We start from the raw sequence: 15008 nt of genomic DNA, 5'->3' as shown, positions 1-15008 counted from the left end.
AATCGAAACTATCCTTAGCATAATATTATTCTATTTTAGTAAAGCATAACTTTAACCTCACACCCTTGAACGCCTCTATCATACTATTTCCTATCATTATTTTTCATGAACTATCTATCGTTACTTTGGAATAATAGTATGCGAATTTAAGCACAAGCGATACTTAATATTGATTGTCAATAATTAATTTAAAATTCTGAAATAACGTTTGAGAGAAGCTCAATGTTCCAATATAATGTAAATTAGCAAGGGATAACCCTTGTAATGACTACTAAACGTTCAATAAGTGGAGGTTGTTATGGAAATAAGGCAATTACGTTATTTCATTTCTGTTGCGGAACATTTGAATTTTACACATGCAGCGAAAAGACTTTTTGTAGCACAACCAGCTGTGAGCCAGCAAATTGCTAGTTTAGAAAAAGAATTAGGTCTTAAACTTTTTGTTCGCGATAAGCATTCTGTACAATTGACACCTGCCGGAAAGGTTTTTTTGAAAGATGCGATTGAAATGTTAAACCGTTCCGAAGATGCAATTAAAAAAGCAAAAAAGGCTGCAATTGGTGAAGTTGGAGAATTGAATATTGGTTTTTTATACGCCACAGTTAAAAATTTCTTGCCTTCTCTCATAAGGGATTTTAGAGAAAAGTACCCACATGTTCAAATAAGCTTTAATCATTATCAAACGGCACAAATTATTGAAAAACTGAGAAAAGACGAGGTTGATATTGCCTTTACTTTGTCCTTTAGACCTGAGGATGTGGCTGAATGGGAGTACAAAACATTAATTTCACAACCATATGGTGTGTTTATGAGCAAAAGCCATCGGCTTGCTGGTAGAAATTGTATCCCAATTATTGAGTTAGCAAATGAACCTCTTGTTATGCTTAATAGAAAAGAAGCACCTTACGGATATGACCATTTGATAACGCTCTTTTCTAACCACGGGTTAATCCCCAATATTACTACTCACACGCGGCGGATCGAAACCGTATTAATGCTCGTTGAAACAGGATTGGGTGTTGCGGTACTCCCTAAGCATCTTGGAGTCTATGCCAATCCAGATATTCGATTTATTGAGATAGAAGAGTGGCAGCACACCGTTGAGATTGTTGTTGCATGGAAGAAGACAAATTCAAATCCATCCATTCCATTGTTTTTGGCGGGACTAGATTCATTAAATTTTAAAGAAGTTCAGGATAATATAGGACTTGTTCGATAGGCATTATAAAAAGTAACGGACGGCAGACAAGCCTCCCGTACTTTACGTTTCTTTATATAAAACAATTGAATTAACAATCAGTTGGTAATAAATTGTGCTTATAACGGCGATAAATTTCAGATATTTCAATTTATTGGTACTTTCAAATAGAATGTTAATATGAAAGCGGTTCCCAATCTAAATCATGAGAACATGTTGATATTTATCTACCTATTAAATAGGTACATAAAAGGGGGTTGAAAAGGAGTGGGATGGTTAGAAGGTAAAGTAGCATTAATCACCGGAGGGGGCTCAGGCATCGGCAGAGCATTAATTGAACGCTTTATTGAAGAGGGTGCCCAGGTTGGTGTGTTAGAACGATCCGAAGAAAAAGTAAAAGATTTACAAGAAGAGTTTGGTGCTAAGGTGGTTGTGGTTCAAGGAGATGTATCGCTGCTGGAAGATAATGAAAGAGCGGTAGCTGAAACGGTTCGAGTGTTTGGTAGGATTGATACGTTTATCGGCAACGCAGGCATCTTTGATTATTTTGTGAATTTACTAGATTTGCCTAAGGAGAATCTTGATAAATCATTTGATGAGCTTTTTGGTGTTAATGTAAAAGGACCTCTTTACGGTGCAAAAGCTGTTCTTCCGGAATTACTAAAAACACAAGGAAATATCATTTTTACTGTATCGAATGCAGGATTTTACCCTGCAGGCGGAGGCCCGCTTTACACGGCATCCAAACATGCTGTGGTAGGGTTGGTCCGAGAATTAGCATATGAACTAGCACCGAAAATTCGTGTCAATGGTGTTGCTCCTGGTGGTACCCTTACGGATCTAAGAGGGCCATCTGCATTAGGTCAAGAAAAACAAACGCAATCAAAAGTAGACAACATAGAAGATCTAATGAAGACAACGAATCCATTACATGTCGTTCCAACTCCTAGACAACATACAAGTGCATACGTCATGCTAGCTTCCAACCAGGATTCAATGGCAATTACAGGGGTCATTATCAACAGTGACGGCGGATTAGGTGTAAGGGGATTCCATTCTGCCGCAGGAGGAGAACATTTATAAAAGATTGAAAGCGATTTCGTGTTCATTCCTTCATTTGTTTAGGAGCCAGGGGGACGGTTCTGTTGGCAACAGCACAACTGAAAATAAAGCCATAAGAACCGTCCCTATGGTTTAGGTTTACCTACGGTTTACGGTTTAATAAGAAAATTTAAAAAAGGGGATGTTTCTAGTGATTAATAAGACTCTCAAAGAAACACAGCTCAGTGACGGCACAAAAATTAGTGATTTAGTGGATGCTGAAAAAGGGATTATCTCACCTAGAATCTTTTCAGACCAAGAGATTTACGATTTGGAACAAGAAAAAATATTTTCAAAGGTTTGGAATTTTGTCGCTCATGAAACGGAAATCCCGAACGTAGGCGATTATGTTACACGATTTGTTGCCAATGATCCTGTCATCGTTGTTCGTGAAGCTGAGGATAAAATCAATGTTTTATTGAATGTTTGTATGCATAAAGGGATGCACCTTTGCCGTACGGACAGTGGAAATACAAAAAATTTCCGTTGCATTTACCATGGCTGGACCTACAAGGCTGATGGGGCCGTAATGGGAGCACCTGCAGCGAAAGAAGCATATAAAGGCGCTTTTGACAGAAATCAATTTAAATTGGTGAACGCTCGCGTAGAAAGATACGCAGGACTTATTTTCGCCACATTTAATCAAGATGCTCCTTCGTTAGATGAATATCTAGGAGATATGAAATGGTACATCGACTTGTACTTCAATCGAACACCGCTAGGGATGGAAGTCCTTGGGGAACCAGCACGCTGGATTATTAAAGCAAACTGGAAATCTGCTGCTGACAATTTTGCTTCAGATTCTTATCACACGGTGATGACGCATTACTCTGGTGTGGAGTTAGGTCAATTACCACCGAATCCTATGTTTGCGAGCTTTGGTGTGCAAGTTGCGATGGAAAATGGCCATGGCATTGGGGTTATTGGTGCTCCTCCTAATATTCCATTACCTGAGTATTTAGCTTTACCGCAGGAAATTGTCGATGCAGCCCATGCCAAGCTGACAGAACCACAGTTGGAAGCATTAAGACGATCAAATTTCGTTCCTGGAAATGTATTCCCAAATTTCTCTTTACTAAATGTTATGCAGCTTCCAGGCTTAGAAGAAAACGAATATCCCGTACCTTTTATGTCCATGCGTGTTTGGCAGCCGAAAGGTCCAAATGAAATTGAACTTCTCAGCTGGTTCTTAGTTGAAAAAGAAGCACCACAAGAGTTTAAAGAGGCAAGTAGAGACAATTATATTCGTAATTTTGGTGCGAGTGGAATGTTTGAAGCGGATGATGCGGAAGTATGGAGTGGTATTGCCAGGGTTACGAAAGGTGTGACAGCGAAAAAACAATTAAAACTTCATTATATTATGGGATTGGACGCAGAACATGAACCAGGAAATTGGCCAGGACCAGGGAAAAAAATTGCTCAAACCACCTATACAGAGCAAAATTCACGCAATTTCTTCGGCTACTGGGCGCAATTGATGTCAGAAAAATCTTAAAATACGATTGGCAATAGGAGGGAAAGAAATGAGCGGTCAAATTAAACCGACAAGTCTGTTTATTAATTTTAATGATCCTATCTATCTCGAAATCTATGGTTTTTTATTAACAGAGGCGGCATTGTTAGATGGGAATCAATTTAGGGATTGGACAACTTTGTTAAGTGAAGAATTACAGTATACAATGCCAGTACGTTCTACACGTGAGAACTTTATTAAATCCCATTTTTCAAAAGAGATGTTTCATTTTAATGAAAACTATAAATCAATGATTTTACGTGTTAGACGGATGGAAACGGACTATGCATGGGCAGAAGACCCAGCCTCAAGAGCACGCCGATTCATTACAAATGTTCGTGTTTCAAGATTGGATGATAACCGCTTTGATGTGAAGAGTTATATCCTAATGACGCGGAACCGGCTTGAAGCGGTAGAATATCAACTCCTTTCAGCCGAACGGTGCGATATTATTGAAAAAACAGAAGATGGGTTGAAATTGCTGAAACGAGAAATCTTTGCTGATTCTACAATTATCGGAATGAAAAACCTGCAACTCTTCCTCTAAAACATGTATTTTTTAAAATGATAGATTCATCCTATCTGAGCATCAGCTTAGGTAGGATGAAACATACGAAAAAATTAAAACAAGGGGGAGTTTTAGAAATGGGTAATTCTATAGCGAGAAAACCGCTGCTAGGAACAAATGATATCAATCAAATTGCCTTTGTTTTCAAGGATATTGAAAAAGCTTCACTTTCTTTTGCGAAACTGCTTGGTACGACGGTTCCTCAATATTTTACAGCTGCACCGCAGGAATTTTCGCAAGTTACATATTATGGGGAACCTACTCCAGCCAGAAACAAATTAGCCTTTTTTGAAACTCCGGGGGTTCAGGTTGAACTCATCGAGCCGGATTCCGTGCCCAACCTGATGCGGGAGTGTTTAGACAAGGGGGAAGGCTTTAATCACATTGCTTTTGACGTCGATAAGATTTCTACCACGCTAGAAAGCTTGGAGGAAAAATATCCAGTCGCACAAACAGGCGAGTTTTACCCTGATAAGGGCAGATATGCATTCCTTGATACTTGTGAGAAGTATAAAACCTATATCGAATTGTTGGAGCATGAGGGGCGAAAACGAGATGAGCCACTTTCTCCGCTGACAGGCGACAGCCAGTATGAAGGGAAACCGATACTGGGAACAAATAAAATTGCCCAAATTGCTTTTGTTGTACGTGATGTAAAAGAAGCCCAAAAGGCTTGGTGTAAAATGCTTGGAGTGGAGCCTTCAACCATCTACCATTCAGGTTTTGAAGGCGCGAACAAGGTATCGACATACAATGGCCGGCCATCGGAAGGAAGAAGCCACTTTACCTTCATTCAAACACCACGGATTCAAGTGGAATTAGTACAGCCGGACATCGCATCACCAAGTACCTGGCTGGATCACTTAGAAAAACATGGGGAAGGGTTGCACCATATTGCCTTCTTCGTCGACAGTGTAGAAGAGAAACGAGATTTATTGAACAAGCTCGGTTTTCCGACGATCCAAGAAGGACTTTTTTACGATGGCTCAGGTAAATACGCGTATATGGATACGACATCAGAATTTTCAGTGATCATCGAACTACTAGAAATGTTCAATGAATAGAGGAGGAATAAAGGATGGCAATTGAAAAATTGGCCCATGCCGAGCTTCGGGTACCCGATATTGCAGCGGCGATTGATTATAATGTCAATGTTTTTGGTCTAAGAGAAATGGGGAGAGTGGGAGAAACCATTTATCTAGGATGCGGATTTGATAATAACTATGATTTAGCGTTAACACCGGGTGGAACAGGAATTGCCCATTTTGCTTATCAAGTAAGAAATGAAGACGATCTGAAACATTATAAAAAACGCCTTCAAGACCATGGAATTAGAGTGGAAGAGCGGACGGATGCGGAGCCTAGTGAAAAGAAATGTATTGCTTTTGATCTGCCAGCTACCAGAGTTCCGATTCGCATGGAATTGATTACAGTAGAAGATCGCCCAGCCTATTTTAATCCAGCCTCTAGTCCTTATCGAACTTTAAAAGGTGTGGGACCTCATGACCTCGATCACCTTGGTCTTAAGGTACAGGATCCAAAAGAACTAGCGATATTTTTAGAAAAGGTATTGGATTTTAAAATGTCTGATATTTTCATGCCAGCTCCAGGCGTTTATGGCGCTGTTTGGTCCCGCGTCCAGGAATACCATCATGATTTAGCCTTTATGGGCGGTGTTGGTGGTCCAACTGAATCGTTAGATCATATTGCCTTCTATTTTGAAAATATTGATCATATGAAAAGAGCTTTAGATATGCTTGCGCTGCATGATTTGAAACTCGAATTCGGAGTAGGAAGACATGCACTCGGTGCGAATCTCTATGCGTATTATTGGGCTTGTGGGAATCGCTACGAATTAAGTGCCGAAATGCCGCGAGTGATAGATGATAGTGCAGAAACCATTATTTGGAATGATATCAAAAAATCAATGAGCTCATGGGGTATCCAAATGCCTGAATCGTTTAAAACTGGATCTTAATCTTAATGTGCTTTCTTACATCACTGCCTAAGTAAATATCATTCAAATATTTGCTTAGGCACTTTTTACGAGTAATATTTTCTAAAAATTCTGAAATATAAACGAATTAGTAGGAGGATTAGGAATGATTGAATCTGTTAAGAACGTTTTAATCGTTGGTGGGGGTATTAGTGGATTAACCGCAGCGATTGCTTTGGAAAATGCAGGGGTGAAAACGGAAATTGTCGAGCTAAAAGAAGAGTGGAATGTCTATGGTGTTGGTATTTTTCAACCGCCAAATGCCCTTCGAGCGCTAAATGAAGTTGGTGTCGCGCAAAAATGTATTCAACAAGGATACTCGTTCTCGGGTACAGCTTTTTGTGATGCGAATGGAAATCAATTCACAGCTCCCAATAATCCGAAAATTGATGGGTATCCAGGCTTAAATATCATTTCTAGAAGAACCTTACATGAAATTCTTTTAGAGGAAGCGGAGACGTGTGGTGCCAAGATTCGAATGGGTGTAACGGTGGAGGAGATTGACAATAAGGAAAATCATGTTGATGTGAAGTTGACGGATGGAAGTACGGTTACAGTTGACTTGGTCATTGGGGCAGACGGAGTTCATTCAAAGGTCCGGAATTTGCTATTTGGAAAAGTTGAACATGAGTACGTTGGGCAAGCATGTTGGAGGTATGAACTTCCACGTCCCAAAGAATTAACAAACAGAGTTTTGTATTATGGAAAGAAGGCAAAAGCCGGATTGGTTCCGATGTCAGAAGAAAAAATGTATCTTCTCTTAATGTCTGCAGAACCTGGAAATCCAAGAATGCCTGAAGATCGAATGCATGAATTATTACGTGATAGACTTCAAGAATTCGGAGGAATGGTTGCGGAGGCACGGGAACTCATAACCGATCCGGCTGAAGTGGTTTATCGACCGATCTTTAGCTTTATCATGCCTTCACCATGGTACAAAGGTCGGGCTGTATTGGTAGGAGATGCTGCCCATGCGTCTACGCCGCATCTTGGTCAAGGGGCTTCCATTGCCATTGAAGATGTGATTGTGTTAGCTGAACTTTTGGAAAAAGAGTCTGACGTTCAACAGGTGCTGCAAAACTTTATGGAAAGACGTTTTGAACGCTGCCGACTGCTTGTCGATAGTTCACACCAATTGGTGAAATGGGAACTTATGGAGTGGGAAGGGCAAACTCTAGAAGATGTAAACCCGGGAAAGTTTTCACATCTCATCTTTGAAAAAATGAACGAAGTTATTTAATAAAAATTATTTTTAAGGGGTGTTTTATTTGGAAAAAAGAAAGTTTTGGACGTATGAAAATAAGATAGTAGCCCTATTTTTCTTCTCAGTAGGATTTGTCTTCTTTGATCGACTAGCGATCAATTACCTGATTCCTTTTATCCAGGAAGATTTTACACTAACCAATACCCAAATCGGATTAATTGGTTCGGCGTTAGCGATAACGTGGGCAATCTCTGGACCATTGGGAGGCTATCTGTCCGATAAGGTTAAAAGTAAAAAAGCGCTCTTAGCTACGTTCGTTCTTGGTTTTTCTCTCGTGTCTTTAATGCATGGTTTAGCAGCGTCATTTGCTACTCTGTTTGTTTTACGATTGATTATGGGAGTAGTCGAAGGCCCCATCACACCGATAACTCAATCCATTTTGGCAGCTGAATCTTCAGAGAAGCGTCGTGGATTCAACATGGGATTTACGATGAATACAGGAAATGCAATTTTCGGGAGTTTTCTAGCACCGCTTGTCATTGTAGCATTGGCAAATGTGTTTGATTGGCATACGGCATTTTATTTGACGATCATCCCAGGGATCATTTTAGCTATTTTCATTTTTAAGATTTTGCGTAATCCACAAAAAACGAATGAGGCAGTCAAGTCATCTGCCGATGCAAATAAAAAAGCGGGGGTAAAAGAAGTATTCAAACACCGTAACATCTGGTTATCAATCATTATTTTCAGCTTCTTCTTGATCTATGTAATGTCTTTCAATATCTTTGGTCCAGTTTTCCTTGTTAACGCAAAAGGCATGACTCCTGGCGAAATGAGTTTAGTTATGGCTGCATTTGGAGCAGGGTTTGCTATCTTTGGAATTTTGGTTCCGATCCTATCCGATCGTATTGGCAGAAAACAGGCATCACTCATCTTTGGAATCCTTTCCGGATTTACTCCACTTGCCATCATCTATTTAGACTCTATGGCGTTAATTCTTGTATTAGTATTCCTATTCTCTTCAGGTATGGGTGTAGGTTCATTGGTGATGTCCACCATTCCAGCTGAATCTGTTCCGGTCCAATATGCTGGGATGGCTGTCGGATTAGTTATCGGTATTGGCGAACTATTTGGCGGCTTTTTAAACCCAATGTTAAGTGGTATGGCCGCTGATACATGGGGTTTAGCAGCTCCACTCATTATTAGCTCAAGTGCAGCATTTTTAGCTTTTGCTTTCACACTATTTCTCCGTGAAACAGCACCCGTTAAGGTTCGAGTAAACGCTGAGATCGAAACAGTTCTATAAGTGCCTAGGTCTCTCTCTCCGTAGAGAGACTTTTTTTAGGCTATTTTTGAATTGATTGTTGTTTTAAAACTTAGGATTTTAGAAAAGTGGTTGATTCAGACGAGATTGCACTTGTATTAATTATACACGTCTGATATTCAAATAAAGCTTTGTCTTCAATGGAGGGTCTTGAGGACAAATCGCAGGAGTTGCCAAAGAGATTTGTCTTTAATGGAGGGCCTTGAGGACAAATCGCAGGAGTTGCCAGAGAGATTTGTCTTTAATAGGGGGTCTTGAGGACAAATCGCAGGAGTTGCCAGAGAGATTTGTCTTTAATGGAGGGTCTTGAGGACAAATCGTAAGAGTGGTCAGAAAGATTTGTCTTCAATTGGGAACTTGAGAACAAATCGCATGCACTATCATTCTTTCAGCCACAGTTACCTCTGAACTCAACAAACTATGTCTGAAGCAATCTCTTTGTAAACTGTTTACGAAAAGAGATTTTTTAACACATTCTTTATTGTAATAAGCATTCTTTATCACTGACATAATATTTAGGTATTTCAAATTATTACAAAAACTAAGTAGTATAACATTATAAAGCGTTTACAAAAAACAAGATTAAGGGAGAGAAGAAAAAGTGGCAAATTATACACGATTGGAAGCTAGACAGTGGGCAAAGGAAAATTTAACAGGGCTTGCAAATGTGGTCATTCCTTCATTTACACAGAATCTAACTCGTTTAAATGAAAAAGGAATCCGACATGATGTTCGGAGAAATATTGAGTTGGGCTTTACCGGGACACTACTAGTGGCAGAAACGGCTACTACTCTTGAAGAATATATCGAATTTACAAAGATTGCAGTAGACGAGGCGAAAGGGAACATCACCATTATCCACCATGCGAGTTTTCACACGCTGGAAGAGAACATTCAAGCAGTTAAATTGGCAGAAGAAGCTGGCGCTGAACTAGTCCTGCTTTCATATCCTGCAAATTTTTATCCGAAGGACAGCCAGGAAATCTATGAATATACGAAAAACTTTGCAGAAGCTACAAACTTAGGAATTATCCTTTTCCCTGTTCCACTATGGAACTTTGAACGTCTGCACCCTGCAGCCATTGATCCAAAAATCATTAGACAACTTCTTGACGATGTTCCGAATATTGTTGCCATCAAGGCAGAGGGCGGAATGCCATTAGTTGCCGGCTTCACTCAATGTTATCAACTATTTAAAGATGAAGTCATTGTAATGACTCCTTTAGAAAAAGACGCATTCGCCATCGGAAACTTAGTACCAATCCAATGGATGGCTACGAGTAACTATGAAATGTATGGTGATGTGTTACCAAAACTATTCAACTTAATGCAAGAAGGAAAATTTGAAGAGGTATATGAACAATATTGGAAATTACAGCCTGCAAGATCGACCATTGGAAAATTCATGGCTTCTACGGATGGTGCCGGTTTAGTGAATCGTATGCTTTGGAAATATGCAGCTTGGCTAAACGGCTTTAATGGTGGACCATTACGCCAGCCAACAATGAAAATAAACCAATCGCAAATGAGCGCGCTCCGTCAAGCTCTCATCAAATCAGGAATTGAAGTAACAAACGATGACGATAGTCAATTCTTCATCGGCCGCAATCCAGAATTATAAACAAAATCTTACAGGGGTGAATCTTATGACACTGATTTTAAATTTAAAAGATGTTGAGCAGGCCATTAACATGCGAACGATCATTGAACAAATTGAAAAAGGGCTTGTGGAAGAATATAACGGTGGTGTAATCATGCCGCCTCGAATGAATATGGCAACGAATAACCAAGGATTTTTCCGATTAATGCCGGCAGTAATGAATGAAAGCAGCTATATGGGGTTTAAAGCATTTTTTAAGAGTGGCGGGCAAGTTCGATACCTAATTGGAATCATTGATCAAAATGAAAACAATTTAGAAGCAATGATGGATTCCTCTTATTTAACAGCCGTCCGAACAGGGGCGACAACTGGATTAGCGACCAAATATTTGGCTCGAGAAAATGCGAGGACAGTTGGCGTCATCGGTTCAGGTCTTGAGGCTAGAACAAATCTAGAGGCAGTGTGTGCGGTAAGAGATATTGAATACGTAAGAGTATTTAGTCCGAATCCACAACGTAGGGAACTTTTTGCAACCGAAATGGGTGCAAAGCTTGGAATCCAAGTGGAAGCTGTGGCTTCACCGTTTATGGCAGTAGAAGGTGCAGATATTGTAAATGTATGTACCAATACATCTACAAAAGGAAACGGTGTTGCGTTTGAAGGCAAATGGATGAATAAGAGCATGCATGTAAATTCAATCGGTTCAACCATGCCAATCATGCGTGAAATCGATACAGATACATTTGAAAAAGCAGATGGCATTGTAATCGATACTATCCATCTTGAAAACGAATCCGGTGACGTATTGCAGGCAATAAAGGCAGGTCAATATGATCGCTCAAAAGTTGTCGAGCTGAAAGAGCTGGTAGTAGGGAAAAAGGTCCGTCTTGATGATGACCAAATAACCCTTTTCAAATCGGTGGGAACAGCGGTTCAGGATATCATGGCTGCGCGGGCTGTGTATGAGGAAGCAAAGAGGCTTGGTGTTGGAACGGATGTTGGCGAGTTTTTGGAAGCGAAATTGTTTAACTAAATGGCTTTGTTAATTTTTAGTACAGCAGTATAAAAAGGTCGATGAAGGACAAATCAGGAGAGTTCAGAGCGAGATTAGTCCTTCATAAGCGTGATGAAAGACAAATCAGATGAATTCCAAGTGAGATTAGTCCTTCAAAAGGATTTTTCTGGGAAAATCAACATCAGTCTTTAACAAAGACAATTAAAATACCCTAGCTAAAGGAGGAGAAGGATTGTGAAAAATGTATCTTCAAAGGCTCAACAAGGTACAGGTCTATATATTAATGGGGAATGGTTAGAATCAATTGAAACAATGAAGGTTTACGACAAGTTTTCCGATGAAGTTATTGGCGAGGTTGCCGTTGCCGGACGTGAGGACATTGATAACGCTGTTAAGGCAGCAAATGAGGCGATGAAAAATCGTCCTCTGGCTGCACACGAAAGATATGAAATCTTAAAACGTACTGCAGAACTCGTGAAGGCAAATGGTGATGAAATAGCATTGTTAATTGCTAGGGAAGGTGGAAAACCTTTAAAGGATGCCATCGCTGAAGTCAACCGTGCAGCTGCTGTCATTACCACTTCTTCTGAAGAAGCGAAAAGAATTCATGGTGAAACCGTACCTCTCGATGCGGTTCCGGGATCTGAGAACCGGATGGGATTATATATTCGTGTCCCTGTAGGTGTGATTGCAGCGGTTACCCCGTTTAACTTTCCCATCAATCTAGTAGTACATAAAGTAGCGCCAGCGATCGCTGCTGGATGTGCTGTAGTCCTTAAGCCGGCATCCACGACTCCGTTAACTGCAATATTCTTATGTAAACTATTAGAAGAAGCTGGGCTGCCTAAAGGCTATATTAATTTGGTAATTGGATCAGGACGTACGGTTGGGGATTATTTAGTGGCACATCCAGGGAAAAAAATGATTACCTTTACGGGAAGTCCATCTGTTGGGTTACAAATTAAGAAGAATAGCGGTTTTAACCGTGTGACATTAGAACTTGGTAATAACTCTGGAAACATTGTCCACGAGGATGCGGACCTTGATTTAGCTGCAGATTTACTAGCAAAAAGAGCTTTCGGATCAGCTGGTCAATTTTGTGTATCGGTTCAACGGATTTACGTCCAAGAAAAGGTCTTAGAATCGTTTACACATAAAATGGTAGAAGCCACTAAAGGTCTTGTAGTAGGGAACCCACTTAATGAAGAAACAGATGTCGGACCGATGATCAGCTTAAAAGAAGCTGAAAGGGTAGAAGAATGGGTTAAAGAAGCGGTTCAAGAAGGGGCAGAGGTAATCATTGGTGGAAATAGAGAAGGAGCGGTCATGCAGCCAACGCTCCTAAAAAATGTGAACCCTAAAATGAAAGTAGTGTGTGAGGAAGTATTTGGACCACTTGCTTCAATCATTCCTTATAAAACATTTGATGAGGCCATCGAGTTTGTAAACGACTCAGAGTATGGTTTACAAGCTGGAGTTTTCACAAACAATATTGAATTGGCTTGGAAAGCGGCAAAAACGATTACGACGGGCGGCGTGATCATTAACGATACTTCATCCTATCGTGCTGACATCATGCCATATGGCGGTATTGATAAGAGTGGTGCCGGCAGAGAAGGTCCAAGGTTTGCAGTGGAAGAAATGACGGAAATTAGAATGGTCGTTTTCAATCTACAAAAATAGTCAAAAAGCTCCTGATGTCGATGATTACTGGCGGATAGCGAGAAATACTGGCGGATAGAAAAAACATTGAATCCTCCCCCTCACTTGGGGGAGTTTCAGTCGATTATATGAATCGAGCTTACAATTGGAGGGTGGGATAACAAATGACAGCAAGTGCTTTTAATAAAGATGATTTTTATCGTGAACCTATTGAGGTTTTAGTGGTTGGAGGAGGTCCGGTTGGTCTTTCGACGGCAATGGAGCTCGGGCTTCGGGGAGTCAAATGTGTCGTGGTAGAACCGCGAAAAGAGGTTTCTAGATTACGGCCTCGTGCCAAAACAACCAATGCCCGTTCCATGGAACATTTTAGAAGATGGAATATTGTGAAGGATATAAGAGCGGCAGCTTCGTTAACACCTGAATGGTCTCAGGAAGTTAGTTTTTGCACGAGTTTACTAGGAAGAGAAATTACTCGATTTGATGAAGCGTGGGCAATTACGGCCGCACCACGAGAGCTTTATGCAGAGGCTGGGCAATCGATTCCTCAATACACCATTGAAGAAGTGTTGCGGGACCAGGTTAGTAAATTGGAAACCGTTCGATTTGCTATGGGATGGAGCTTTGTTGGTCTCTCCCAAGATGATGAAAAAGTGATTGCTCAATTACAAAATGAAACAAATGAATCGGTATCCGTCGAGTCCAAATTTCTAGTTGGCTGTGATGGTGCACGCAGCGGGGTACGGAAAGAAATCGGGATATTTTACGAAGGGGATGTCGAAACAAAGGCTAATTTTAATGTCGTGTTCCGTGCACCAGGATTAGCAGATTTAGTTTCGCAAGACCCTGCAATCCAATATTGGGTAGTGAATAACGAGGCTCCTGGTTTACTAGGAAGATTAGACTTGCAGGATACCTGGTGGATGATGTGCCTTGGAGTGGACCCTGTAGAAGGAAATGCCAATCCTGAAAAATATATTCATGGAATGATAGGGGATAAAGTACCGGTAGAAGTATTAGCTACAGATGATTGGTCCGCACGTATGCTGCTTGCGAATCACTTTCAATCCGGCCGTGTATTCCTTGCGGGAGATGCCGCACATCTCAATCCACCTTGGGGCGGTTTAGGCTTCAATACAGGATTAGGCGATGCGGTAGACATTGGATGGAAGCTTGCTGCTTATTTGCAAGGCTGGGGTGGAGAAGAGTTACTAAAATCCTATGAAATGGAAAGACGTCCGATCAGTGACAGGGTGATTAAAACAGCAACAGAGAATATGCAAACCCTCTCTTCAGAGCTTGCTTCACTCACCATTAATGCTAGTAATCAAGAAATCTATTACAAAAAATTGGCAGAGCATATTCAAAAGACAAAGAAAATGGAGTTTCATAGTTTAGGTCTCGTGTTGGGATATCGTTATGATCATTCCCCGGTCATCGCGGATGATGGTACACCTTGGCCAGAAGAAAGTGTGGTCCATTATCAGCCAACCTCACATCCAGGGGCAAGATTACCACATACATGGTTAGATGGTAACCATTCTATCTTTGATGAACTCGGTGAAGGGTTTACTTTATTGGTACTCGATCGAAGCATAGACATCAGCCAATTAGAAAATAGTAAAAATAAGATTCCGCTTAAAGTTGTTACCCTAGAGAAGCCGGACCTTATTGAAAAATACGAAAAACCTTTACTGTTAGTTCGTCCAGATCAGCATGTAGCATGGCGCGGAGATAAATTAACTGAAGATTTTGACTTATTACTCCAAACTGTCTGCGGGATTAAGGAACTTGATAAATCAAAAATTTAATGAAGCACTAAAAATAGGA

Annotated in this window: 12 protein-coding genes; all 12 read left to right on the top strand. The window is 40.5% G+C overall.

All coding sequences use genetic code 11. The annotated features are described in order from the left end of the window. Positions 1 to 298: 298 nt before the first annotated feature. The 12 genes from AC2TFD_RS19035 (at position 299) to AC2TFD_RS18980 (ending at position 14989) form a co-directional block, all read left to right on the top strand. Complete coding sequence (locus AC2TFD_RS19035) at positions 299 to 1219, top strand: LysR family transcriptional regulator (protein ID WP_484673758.1); 921 nt, start codon at positions 299 to 301, stop codon at positions 1217 to 1219. 246 nt (positions 1220 to 1465) lie between these two features. Further along, positions 1466 to 2281 carry a 3-(cis-5,6-dihydroxycyclohexa-1,3-dien-1-yl)propanoate dehydrogenase gene (gene hcaB / locus AC2TFD_RS19030; protein ID WP_484673757.1) on the top strand — a complete coding sequence of 272 codons (816 nt, stop codon included), beginning with the start codon at positions 1466 to 1468 and terminating at the stop codon, positions 2279 to 2281. 169 nt (positions 2282 to 2450) lie between these two features. After that, positions 2451 to 3794 carry an aromatic ring-hydroxylating oxygenase subunit alpha gene (locus AC2TFD_RS19025; RefSeq protein WP_484673756.1) on the top strand — a complete coding sequence of 448 codons (1344 nt, stop codon included), beginning with the start codon at positions 2451 to 2453 and terminating at the stop codon, positions 3792 to 3794. Positions 3795 to 3822: 28 nt separating this feature from the next. Beyond that, positions 3823 to 4359: an aromatic-ring-hydroxylating dioxygenase subunit beta gene (locus tag AC2TFD_RS19020; protein ID WP_484673755.1), complete on the top strand. Its 537-nt coding sequence runs from the start codon at positions 3823 to 3825 to the stop codon at positions 4357 to 4359. A 98-nt stretch (positions 4360 to 4457) separates the two neighbouring features. Next, positions 4458 to 5444: a VOC family protein gene (locus AC2TFD_RS19015; protein WP_484673754.1), complete on the top strand. Its 987-nt coding sequence runs from the start codon at positions 4458 to 4460 to the stop codon at positions 5442 to 5444. Positions 5445 to 5458: 14 nt separating this feature from the next. Continuing rightward, positions 5459 to 6358 carry a VOC family protein gene (locus AC2TFD_RS19010; RefSeq protein ID WP_484673753.1) on the top strand — a complete coding sequence of 300 codons (900 nt, stop codon included), beginning with the start codon at positions 5459 to 5461 and terminating at the stop codon, positions 6356 to 6358. Positions 6359 to 6482: 124 nt separating this feature from the next. Continuing rightward, on the top strand, positions 6483 to 7616 hold the full coding sequence (locus AC2TFD_RS19005) for an FAD-dependent oxidoreductase (RefSeq protein ID WP_484673752.1): 1134 nt from the start codon (positions 6483 to 6485) through the stop codon (positions 7614 to 7616). 28 nt (positions 7617 to 7644) lie between these two features. Then, positions 7645 to 8886, top strand: coding sequence for an MFS transporter (locus tag AC2TFD_RS19000; RefSeq protein ID WP_484673751.1), 1242 nt, complete (start codon positions 7645 to 7647; stop codon positions 8884 to 8886). A 619-nt stretch (positions 8887 to 9505) separates the two neighbouring features. Beyond that, positions 9506 to 10525 carry a dihydrodipicolinate synthase family protein gene (locus AC2TFD_RS18995; protein WP_484673750.1) on the top strand — a complete coding sequence of 340 codons (1020 nt, stop codon included), beginning with the start codon at positions 9506 to 9508 and terminating at the stop codon, positions 10523 to 10525. A 25-nt stretch (positions 10526 to 10550) separates the two neighbouring features. Further along, positions 10551 to 11537 carry an ornithine cyclodeaminase family protein gene (locus AC2TFD_RS18990; RefSeq protein ID WP_484673749.1) on the top strand — a complete coding sequence of 329 codons (987 nt, stop codon included), beginning with the start codon at positions 10551 to 10553 and terminating at the stop codon, positions 11535 to 11537. Between the two features lie 216 nt (positions 11538 to 11753). Then, positions 11754 to 13202 (top strand): aldehyde dehydrogenase family protein, encoded by a 1449-nt coding sequence (locus AC2TFD_RS18985; protein ID WP_484673748.1) that lies wholly within the window; start codon positions 11754 to 11756, stop codon positions 13200 to 13202. Between the two features lie 143 nt (positions 13203 to 13345). Next, complete coding sequence (locus AC2TFD_RS18980; protein ID WP_484673747.1) at positions 13346 to 14989, top strand: FAD-dependent monooxygenase; 1644 nt, start codon at positions 13346 to 13348, stop codon at positions 14987 to 14989. The last annotated feature ends 19 nt before the right edge of the window (positions 14990 to 15008 follow it).

The sequence above is a fragment of the Neobacillus sp. plas4 genome (assembly GCF_057221695.1).
This window is presented reverse-complemented; position numbering and strand designations above follow the sequence as displayed.